Annotated in this window: 1 protein-coding gene; it reads right to left on the bottom strand. The window is 55.4% G+C overall.

Annotated features, from left to right (window positions below; all coding sequences use genetic code 11):
* Positions 1-1,276 precede the first annotated feature (1,276 nt).
* On the bottom strand, positions 1,277-2,431 hold the full coding sequence (locus K1Y02_26750; protein MBX7259983.1) for a hypothetical protein: 1,155 nt from the start codon (positions 2,429-2,431) through the stop codon (positions 1,277-1,279).
* Positions 2,432-2,729 lie beyond the last annotated feature (298 nt).

Below are 2,729 nucleotides of genomic sequence, written 5' to 3' on the forward strand. Positions count from 1 at the left end.
ACCAACGGTCACCGCGCCACCCGAAATGTACTTGTCCAGCTTGTTCATCATCGTCTCCCTTCGGCGAAAATCCCCGCACAAAGGTAGGCATGCCGGCTAGCCACGTCAAGTCTCGCTGCCCAACGGCCTGCCGATGTGCCGCCGCAGTGGGTGCAGCGGGGCGACATCGAGGGGAGTGGTGGCGGTCGGCACCATCGGCTTGTTGGGCCGGGCGTGCGCAGCAGAGAACATGAAGCACCTCAAGATGCCAGATTGTTGGTCCCCTCATTCGTTGCACGTCCCCGCTTGGCCACCAGTCTCGCTCACAACCTGCATTGACGACCCAGCTTACCTTTTTGACTTGACGAGCCTTGCCACCTCCGAGTTCAGATCTTGAATCGCCTTATCAAGCCGCACAATCTGTTGGCCCTGTTCGTAAATCTTACGCTCGTCCTCGATGATGCGGCGACCCAGCGTATTGATTGCTTCGTGCAACGCTGCAATCTGCGAACTTACGGAGGCGTCATTCGATGCCCCGGCACCACCGTCTCCCGACCTGATCTGCTTGACCGGATCAGCGTTCTGGTATGGGGTAGAAATGCCCGTGCGAGGAGGACTCCCGTAAGGATTCCTAGGAGGAATCCCAGGAGCAGCCCCGTAATAAAGACCTTGCCCCGGCGGAGGAACGGAGCTCGCGTTTGGAAAGTGCCACCCCTGTTTTCCTGCGTCGACGGGTTGGGAGGAAGATCCCTCGACGCTTTGGTAGGGTTTGGTGTTATCGACCTCGGCTTATTATAGTCAGCTTCATCAAGAAAACTTTCACGAGTAAGACAAGGAGAAACCTCAAGAGGCAGGTCATCCGATGCGAGCACATCCTCCCGGTCGTTCTTCCAGTAATCAGCGAGAGGCAGTCTTGACAGCGCTGTACGCACCGCTGTGAAGGCACTGCCATCCAGCCAAATATCGCTCGCACTTTCATCCCAGGTAATGAAACCTTCAACCCACCAGAGCTCTCTTCCGTCCGCATCTTTGCTTGGTGTATCGACCTGCTCACTGGCAATTGTCCCCCAAAAGGAACTCATTGCCGTAAGACGCCGATAGAAGATGACGCACGGTCGATCAGACAGCCCAAACACTCTCCTTTTTCGGAAGATATTCTCCTGGTCATCAGCGGCGTTTGAAAACACCGTTGCAGTTGCCAGCCCCTTCGCCTTGTTCAGGAGACGCAAGGGAGCAACGATAGTGCGATGATCGACGGTCTTCGTTCTAGAAACCAGAAATGGCCACCCACGCAATTTCATCGAAGCACATTCTCAGGGTACTGCCGATCCAGGTGATGTTGTATAAGGGCGAAAGAGGCCGTAATGGCGGCGAGAGCCTTCTCTTCGCTTACTACAGACGAAAGCGCCCGTTCTCGCTGCTGTTCCAGTTCGCGAACGCGTGCGGCGACGTGGGCTTGTTCCGTGGTTGCGACGCGTTCCAATACCCCTCCCAAGCTCTTGAAGAGAGCGGCGGGAACACGAAGTTCGGCGGGTAAATCCCGAACAGGAATCCCTCCGAGGAATCCTCCCACCCCGTTTGCGATCTGAGCCCACCATGGAAGGGTTGGCCTCCCCTGAGGAAGGCTAGCTGCCGTTTGGTTCCTTTGCTTAGCGAGTTCTTGAAGACGGACTTGAAGGATATCCGGAAGTACACACGCCAAAGGCGCATCGACTCCTTCGGGGCGTGGAATGCGCCTTGGACCGCTCTTGGTGATTTCCCCGTTGGGCTCGCGCCTCGCGAACCCCTCCCCTACCGAGCTAACCGGGATGCATCGCACGGGGCAGGAGGAGGCGCGGTATTGAGTCACCAGATTTCGGAACGGGCGACAATCCTGCTTCAGAGTATTGAAGACCGTCTCGAATTCGTATCGCCCTTTAAAAAGGTCTGACTTGGTCAGTACGAAGTGAAGAGGTCGGTTATTTTTTGTGTTGCTTTGAAGAAGCGCGCAGATTTGCGCCAAGTCGTGCAGCACATAGGACTCCGAACCATCTTCGTTATTCAGGTATGAAAGGATCTTATTTCCATCTAACATTCCGATCAACACGTCCGCCCGATTGATTGCTGCGTCGAAGACGTCGCGCTCCGCCGTAACTCGATCAACGCGCGCTCCTGCGTAGTCCGTATACACGAATCGACATCCGGTATAGGTGCGTCCAGAATATTGCACGCAACAATCAAAATACCACTCAGCCTGATCAGCCAGTGGATTCCCTTTCGGGAACGGTCTGCGTTTATCAGCCATCTCGGAGTACGTGGCCACGAGACGAGCGCTTTGATCATTGGACGGCGTCTTAAGAAAGAAACCGTTGTCTCCCTGGGTTGACAGGCTGTGATACATGCTGGCAAGGTAGGTAGTCTTGCCAGCGCTCGTGCCACCGAGGACCAGAATGCGATATTCGGGGATGCTCATGGTCTTTGATCCTACATCGAGTTCGTGATGGAGTGTCAAGGAAAAGTGCGAGGCGACCGGGCGGATTGGTTGACAGGGAGCACTCAGATAGCCCTCGTTGAATCGTTCGATGAGACTCCGTAATTGAGATTACCGGTCTGGGTTTCGCGTCAGTAGCCGTTTCGGCTGCCCAACATCGTGTTCTATGTTGCCGTGGACGATAAGCACATAACGGGCGTAGTTATCGAGCCTCTCGCTCCGACGATAACCCCGCCCCTGGGGGTGCTATCAAGTCACTTCGTATCCCCGCGGCGAAATT

It is taken from the genome of Candidatus Hydrogenedentota bacterium (genome assembly GCA_019695095.1).
Classification (GTDB): Bacteria; Hydrogenedentota; Hydrogenedentia; order Hydrogenedentales; family SLHB01; genus JAIBAQ01.